The sequence below is a fragment of the Lacinutrix salivirga genome, from assembly GCF_053604675.1.
In genome coordinates this window covers 1-7,499 of record NZ_JBSHNP010000095.1, presented here as the reverse complement: position 1 = coordinate 7,499, position 7,499 = coordinate 1, and the positions used below count along the sequence as shown (strand labels likewise).

Annotated in this window: 8 protein-coding genes and 1 pseudogene; all 9 read left to right on the top strand. The window is 31.0% G+C overall.

The annotated features are described in order from the left end of the window. Positions 1 to 647, top strand: a 647-nt coding sequence (locus tag ACVC5O_RS05200) for an RHS repeat-associated core domain-containing protein (protein WP_452220410.1), incomplete at its 5' end; no start/stop codon positions are given. Positions 648 to 649: 2 nt separating this feature from the next. After that, positions 650 to 1,288: a hypothetical protein gene (locus ACVC5O_RS05195; RefSeq protein WP_452220409.1), complete on the top strand. Its 639-nt coding sequence runs from the start codon at positions 650 to 652 to the stop codon at positions 1,286 to 1,288. A gap of 1,227 nt (positions 1,289 to 2,515) precedes the next feature. After that, positions 2,516 to 4,099, top strand: coding sequence for a hypothetical protein (locus ACVC5O_RS05190; RefSeq protein WP_452220408.1), 1,584 nt, complete (start codon positions 2,516 to 2,518; stop codon positions 4,097 to 4,099). A gap of 36 nt (positions 4,100 to 4,135) precedes the next feature. After that, the gene (locus ACVC5O_RS05185) at positions 4,136 to 5,071 is read left to right on the top strand and encodes a tyrosine-type recombinase/integrase (protein WP_452220407.1); all 936 of its coding nucleotides are present in this window, start codon (positions 4,136 to 4,138) and stop codon (positions 5,069 to 5,071) included. Further along, positions 5,072 to 5,977, top strand: a complete 906-nt coding sequence (locus ACVC5O_RS05180) for a tyrosine-type recombinase/integrase (RefSeq protein ID WP_452220406.1) — start codon at positions 5,072 to 5,074, stop codon at positions 5,975 to 5,977. 164 nt (positions 5,978 to 6,141) lie between these two features. Next, positions 6,142 to 6,252 (top strand): annotated as a pseudogene (locus tag ACVC5O_RS05175) (RHS repeat-associated core domain-containing protein); the annotation flags it as partial. After that, positions 6,226 to 6,648 (top strand): HNH/ENDO VII family nuclease, encoded by a 423-nt coding sequence (locus tag ACVC5O_RS05170; RefSeq protein WP_452220405.1) that lies wholly within the window; start codon positions 6,226 to 6,228, stop codon positions 6,646 to 6,648. The pseudogene ACVC5O_RS05175 and the gene ACVC5O_RS05170, both read left to right, overlap by 27 nt. A gap of 8 nt (positions 6,649 to 6,656) precedes the next feature. Further along, positions 6,657 to 7,091, top strand: a complete 435-nt coding sequence (locus tag ACVC5O_RS05165; protein WP_452220404.1) for a hypothetical protein — start codon at positions 6,657 to 6,659, stop codon at positions 7,089 to 7,091. Between the two features lie 246 nt (positions 7,092 to 7,337). After that, the coding region (locus ACVC5O_RS05160; protein ID WP_452220411.1) for an RHS domain-containing protein at positions 7,338 to 7,499 on the top strand (162 nt) is incomplete at its 3' end.

Genomic DNA, 7,499 nt, shown 5'->3' with positions numbered 1-7,499 from the left:
CTTCTGGAGAAAAAACTTGGGAAGTAGAGTATGATATTTACGGTAAAATACGTAAGTTAGCAAAAGGTGTTGCAAGTGATTGTCCGTTTAGATACCAAGGACAGTATGAGGATGAGGAGATTGGGTTGTATTATAACAGGTATCGATACTACTCGCCCGATAGTGGAACTTATATCTCAAAAGACCCAACCGAACTACATTCTGGTGAATTTAATTTTTATGCCTTTGTAGGAGACACTAACCGTTTAGTAGATGTTTTTGGGTTGGATTGTCAACCAAGAGACTCTAATGGTAAGTTTATGAAAAAAGGGGCAGATGATTCAATGCCAGGAAAAGACTTTGAAAAAATTATTGCAGATAAATTAGAGAAAAATCCTAAAGTAGATTTAATTGGTACTCAAATACACGTAAAAACCTCCAAAGGAGATAGGTATATGGATACGCTCTTTAGAAATAAGAAAACTGGTAAAGTTTATCACGGAGAGGTTAAGGGTAATACTGCTAGAAGAAGTCCTTTACAGAGAGATAAAGATGCTCTTATTGATAGTGGTCAAGGAACTTTCGGAACAGGGGATTCTGTTCCTGATGCATTAAAAGGACAACCCACAAACGATATAACTACGATTGTCTTAAACCCAAAAGGATAAGAATGAAAGATTCAATTTTAAATAATATAAATCTAATAATAGGAGGAAGTTTAGAGGTAGAACACTTTAAATCTAACAAGGCTCTTAATTTGTACAAATACAATAATAAAGATTATCGTACGGATTTTATTTTTGATGTAAAAAATAGAGGTAATAGCTATTTTCAGCATATTAAATTCAGATTTACTAATAAAAATTTAGAACAGATATTTAAAAATTTTGATAATAAATTGCGTTTAAATAAAGGAGGAGAAGCATATAATTTTAATAGGTCTTCGCTGGAAATAACAGATTGGAAAACTATACTCGATAAGCACAGCATAGATATTACAGGATTTTGGTTTAAATCTTATGATAATGTAGAACAAGTTGAAGAAAATAGAGAGAAGTATTTGCGTTTCACAGATTTAGCGATTGAATTAAAAAATAAATTACAAGATATCGAGATTTTAAAAGAGTATCTACTTGATAATTATACAGAATATCATTTACGAATGTATTTGTGCATTGCATATATAAATAATGAAAGTTTAAATGAAGCTTTTAAAGTTGTTCAAGAAATTAGCAAAAACTATACAGAACATCTTAAAAAGGATTTAAAAGACTTTTACGAATTACTTATTGAGAAAAAAGCAACCTAAAAAGGTTGCTTTTTCTGCTCAAAAACTTCGTTTTTAGAGCCTTTTCGCAAAAGTTATTAACAACAACTTTTTTCGCTTCAACCTCTTTGTTTTCGGGCGTTACGCCCTTTTTTACCTCTTTTGTTTTTTACCCATTATTTGTAGTGTTTATGCGGTTTTTTGATGGGCAAAAACACCATAAAAAAAGCCCAAAAAGAAAGCCGAAAAAATTCCGAAAATGAGAAGTTCAAAAAAAACAAAAATAGTGTCTAAAAAATGGTTAAAATGAGTAAAAAAACAGATTTAAAAACCCAAAAAGCAGGCAGAAAAACAAAAAAGCAAAGCAAAAAATAAAACCGACTAAAAAACTCAAAAAAAATCGCTCGATTAGAGCGTAAAAAAGCCCTCACGCCAAAGGCGTAAAAAAAAGCCCAAAAATGCGTTGCAAAGCAATGCAGAAAAACAAAAATTGTACTGCGAAGCAGAACAAAAAAAGAAAAAGCCCTAAACCGCTAAAGCGGTTTAAAAAGAAAATCTAAAAAAGCGTTTCGCTTTATAGAAATAATGACTTTTACAAACTCAAATATCAGTCCAAAAATCACATTTAAAAAGCTAAAAAAATCACAACAAAAACAGACCGACAAAATGACGTAATTGTCAATAAATCTATCGTTTAAAATTATGTAAAGTTCCAAGAAAACGAACATTAAATACTTAAAAAAATCGAGTTTAGAATTGCAACAAAAAATATTGGGTTTTAAGGCAAAAAATGAATCGTTTGCAACGTAAACTAAAACCAAACTGGCGGAATTTCTGCCAAAAAAAAGCCCCATTTTGCCAACGGCAAAAACCTGTATTGAGCGAAGTCGAAAAAAAGAAAAAAGCCCAACCGCAAAGCGGTTAAAAAAAGCCCTGCGAAGCAGAGCGAAAAAAGCCCCAAAAAAAAGCCGTTTTACGGCTAAAAAAGTGGTTTAAAAATCAAAAAACGGATTGTAAACAGTCCAAAAACCACCAAATTAAAGCCCAAATTTCTTCGCAAAATAAAAAACTGCATTAAGCAAATAAAAAGTAAAAAACACCTGTAAAAACCTCTAAAAACAACACGCCAAAAGCCAAACAAAAAACACCCAAAAAAGCCCATCAAAAAACCGCATAAACACTACAAATAATGGGTTTTTGCTGTTCATTTCTTTTTCTATTTCGTATTGTTTTTATTGTGAGATTAGTGTTTTATAAAACACTTTTACAATGAAAAATTTAATGATACACAACGCCAATTTTATCACTTTTAAAAACGCATTTTTAACCGTTGATATTTTGGGAGGAGTAGATTTAAGCCAAGTAGAAAGGATGGTTTGCACGCTTCGAGTTTCGCACCAAAAAGACGCAATTTATAGAACTACAATTGATTTATATAACGACAATCAAACAGACAAATTAATTAGAACGCTTTGCGACAAATGGGAAGTAAAATTGTTGGACGTTTCCAAAACTTTGTACAATCTCACTTTACAGCTTGAAGATTACAGACTGGAAGAATTAAAGTTTAATGGAAAACTTAGAAAACCACAGTTTTCGCTTTCAATTGAAGACAAAAAGCAAGCATTAAAAACGCTAAAATCTAAAACACTTTTAAAGCAACTAACCGAAAAGTTAAACACAACAGGAATAATTGGCGAAGACGAAAACGCAAGTATTTTATTTTTGGCTTTGGCTTCGCATAAATTTAGTAATCCTTTTTCTGTTTTGTGTTTGGCAAAAAGTGGAATTGGTAAAAGCTACATTTTACAAAAATTAGCCGATTGTATGCCAAATGGTTCGTACAGTTTTCATACTCAAATTTCTGCAAACGCTTTATATTATTTTAATTCTATCGAAATACAAGACAAAGCACTTTTAATTGAAGATTTAGAATGGACTACGCAAATGCTCACGCCTTTAGCAACTTTACAAAGTCAAGGAAAATTAGTAAAAACAAGAGCCACAAAAGACAAAGACGGAATGTTACACAGCACAACATTTGAGGTAAACGGAAATCTTTGTTTACTCGCTTGTGCGTATTCAGATAAAAACTACGAAAGTTTGAGTTTGCCATTTTTAATGATTCATTTAAACCACAGCCAAAGCCAAGATATTGCAATTATGAACTACCAAAAAAAATGCAAAGCTGGATTGGTTGCACCAACAAGCATTTTACAAACTCAATACGAACTAAAATGCCTAATTACTTCGCTTGAAAATGTATCAATTATCAATCCTTTTGCAACATTAATAGAATTGCCAAACGAAATAGCACACCCAAGAAAAAGCCTTTTATTATTGCTCAATTTTATAGAAGTAATCACGTATTTTTTTCAATACCAAAGAGAACAAACAGCAGACGAAAACACAGGCGAAATATTTATAAAAACACACCCAAACGATATTGAGTTAGCTTTTAAACTATTGAAAAACAGCTTATTCCGTAGAGCAGACGAATTAAGCACAACTGCAAGAGGTTTTTATCATTGGCTTACAGATTTTTTAGCAGAAGCAAAAACCAATCAATTTACAGCTTTAGACATTAGAAAAGCAAAAGCAATCCACCCAAGAACACTAAACCGTTATTTACAAGAATTAAAATTATACAGCTATGTAAAAGTAGTTGGAGGAAACAAAAATCGAGAAGGCTATTTATACAAACTTACTGAGTTCGGCAACCAAACAGACGTACAAAACCGCATTGAAAATGCTTTAAATAGTAATCTCGAAAACATTAAAAACGAGTACGAAAAGCAAAACAGTAAGACAGTAAGCCAAAAGCCTATGACCAACGTGCAAACTCAACAATAATAAGGCCTTAAGAGTAGGACGACACAAAAATAGAAAATGGAAGATTTTACGATTTACTTACAAAACAAAAATTTAAGTTCTGTAACCATTAAAGAATATAAAAGGCAAAAGAACCTTTTTAAAAACTGGCACAATGGCCAAGTCATTAACTGCCAAAAAAAAGATATATTACATTATTTAAGCTACTTAAAAAACACCAAAAAATTACAATCAATTAGCCGAAATAATGCTTTAATAAGTTTACGCCATTACTTTGATTTTTTGCTAAAGCAAAACGAAGTAGCAACCAATCCAACTACTTTAATAAAATTGCGAGGACTTAACAAACGTAAACTAAAACACATTTACAACCTTGAAGAACTCACACAGCTTGCCGATAATTACTATCAATTAGAAGTAAAAAAAGCAGAAGAAAAAACAAGTTTAGAAACGTATAAAATACTTAATAAAAATAGTTATTTAGCTCAAATGCGTAACTATACAATGTTACAATTATTTATAAATCAAGGTTTAACCACAAGAGAAGTTTTAGAATTACAAACAGACGATATACAACTACAAAAAGCAATCATAAACATACCCAAAGGAACTACAAGAGGAAACGCAAGAAACTTGCCTTTACACGCAACACAAATAGGAAACTTAATACAATATCTAAACGAAATAAGACCGCAAATAATAACAAATCAAGATACTAATATGTTGTTTTTGCCTGTAAAACAAAATGTAAAATCTGCAAGAACCGCAAAAATTGCATTGATAAAATTATCTGAAAAACTTAAAAAAATAGATAGAGAATTTAGCAATTTTGCACAATTACGAGCTTCAGTAATAACCTATTGGATAAAAACCTACGGATTACGAAAAGCCCAATATTTAGCAGGTCACAAAAGCATAGTAAGTACAGAAGAATATTTACCCAATTTAATAGAAGATTTAGCCGAAGATATTACAAAATTTAACCCTTTTTAAATGCTGAATAGTTTTAAAGAAATACAACAACAGTATATTTTTTGGCTTGATACTTTAGGCTTTAATCAAAAAACAATTACCAATTATGGCAACAGAGTAAACGACTTTTTTAAGTGGTTAAATACTCAAAATATAACCGCTATAAATCAACTCAATCAAAACCATATTACTACTTTTTTTGAGTATCAAGAAACACGAACAGACAGCAAATTTAAAGGCAAATTAAGTGCTTCTTATTTAAACGATTATTTTACCGCAATAGATAAATTACTGGAGTTTTTGCACCAAATGGGAGCAACAAACACACCAATACCAACAAACCGAAGAATTACTATTGATAACGATAATAGAGTACGAAAAATCCAACCTTTTACTATTGAAGAAATAAAGGTTTTACAAGCCCAAATAAATGAACTTTACCCAAATTACGACTACAAACACAGAGAACTAAAACAACAACAATTACAGCTTGTTTTTGTGCTTTTTTATGGTTGTGGTCTGCGATTAAGTGAGGGATTTAAACTAACAGCCAAAGACTTAAATTTTAACAATAAAACCATTTTTATAAACCAAGGCAAAAATTACAAAGATAGAATCATACCAATGAGCGACAGTATTTATAAGGCTTTACAAGATTATATGTACAATTTTAGAAACCTTATAAAATGCAATCACAACAAACTATTTATACAAAAACAAATAACTGTAACCGTAGATTTAAAACATTTACACAGCCAAATTAAAGCCGAAGAAATAAAAGAAAAACGCTTATCGTTCCATATTTTACGCCACAGTATCGCCACACATTTACTACAAAAAGGAATGCCAATAGAAAATATTGCACGTTTTTTAGGACACAGCACTTTAACCAGTACCCAAATTTACACGCACATAATTAACCGATAATCTGCTACATTTTTTTATATTTACCGTAGAAAGTTGTTTTAGATTTTTGCGATTTTTTTGTGTGAATATGTTCTTTGTTTTTTTGTGGAGTATGTAAAAAGTAGTTTTTAAAAGAACTGACCTCTAAAAAGAGTGATTTATTTTAACGTAGCTATAACGAGTTTAGGTACTATGCTGCTGAGGAAGGGGTTTATATATCGCAGGATCCTATAGGATTGGCTGGGAATAATCCTAATATTTATGCATATGTGAGTGACATAAATACTTGGGTTGACATACTTGGCCTATCTGGTTTTTTTAATCCTTCCTCATTTAATGCTCCTTCAGGAACTACTCATACAGTTTTTCAACAAAATATTGATTGGGATTTACCTGTAAATACTAGAGATGGTATTAAAACTAATTTAGAACTTGCTGAAATGGGACGTTCTCCCTTTGTAGTCAAAGATGGTAAATATTCTCAAATAAATTTACACCACTCTAAGCAAAATGCTAATGGTAGCTTATTTGAATTATCAGCTGCAACACATCAGAAATATTATGGCACAAATGCTTTACATCCTCATCTTCCAAATGCTCATCCAGATTATCCTGTAAATAGGAGTCAATTTGATATTGACAGAGATGCTTATTGGAAAGAAAGAGCTAAGAATGCAAAGGCTTGTAAATAAATAAAAATATGTTATCAAAAAAATTAGTAAAGTATTTTAAAAGTAATGGTTGGTGGTATGAGAACTACACAGAAAATTATTTAAATGTCATAAAGGAATTAGATATTGATTTAGACACTGAATTTGCAACTTTTTATCTTCATGTTGAAGATAGTGTTACATTTTATAGTAGAAATAAAGAAATTTATCAGATATGTTGGTTTATTATAAATTCAAATTATGAATTAGATTTAAAAAGAACACATAACATATTAAATTTACCTCAATCTTTCATTCCTTTAGATAGCTTTGAAGGAGGAGGTGGTTTTTTTTATGATAGACTCACCAAACAAGTTATCGAACTAGAATTAGGGGAAAAGTTAGAAAATTTTAATAAAGGAATCGTTGAAACAAAATGGAATGATTTTAATGAATTTTTAGAATGGTATTTTGAATTAATATAAATGTAATAATTCTCATTCGCACGATAAATTTAATTCACTGTCACACTTCTATGAAGTGTAGCTGATTTCATACAACCACTACACAGTGGCAATACAACTTACAAGACAGACCAAAACTAGTTGATAACGAAGAAGGAGTACTAGAAAACGACAAACCAGAACCACTAGACAACCTTATCACTTGGATTTTTGATGCGATCAAACGTCAAAAAATAGTCCAGTGGACTATTTTAGTGCAGAGGCGAGCTGGCGCAATGGAGAAAACCAGCCGCAAAAATAACAGCTAACGACACCTACTCTATTATCACAGATTATTTAGGGACTCCTGTTGAAATGTATAATTCTTCTGGAGAAAAAACTTGGGAAGTAGAGTATGATATTTACGGTAAAATACGTAAGTTAGCAAAA

Excerpts from the sequence above, each read along its gene's own strand:
- ACVC5O_RS05185 (WP_452220407.1), top strand. The coding sequence starts at position 4,136 with ATGGAAGATTTTACGATTTACTTACAAAACAAAAATTTAAGTTCTGTA.
- ACVC5O_RS05190 (WP_452220408.1), top strand. The coding sequence starts at position 2,516 with ATGAAAAATTTAATGATACACAACGCCAATTTTATCACTTTTAAAAAC.
- ACVC5O_RS05165 (WP_452220404.1), top strand. The coding sequence starts at position 6,657 with ATGTTATCAAAAAAATTAGTAAAGTATTTTAAAAGTAATGGTTGGTGG.
- ACVC5O_RS05195 (WP_452220409.1), top strand. The coding sequence starts at position 650 with ATGAAAGATTCAATTTTAAATAATATAAATCTAATAATAGGAGGAAGT.
- ACVC5O_RS05180 (WP_452220406.1), top strand. The coding sequence starts at position 5,072 with ATGCTGAATAGTTTTAAAGAAATACAACAACAGTATATTTTTTGGCTT.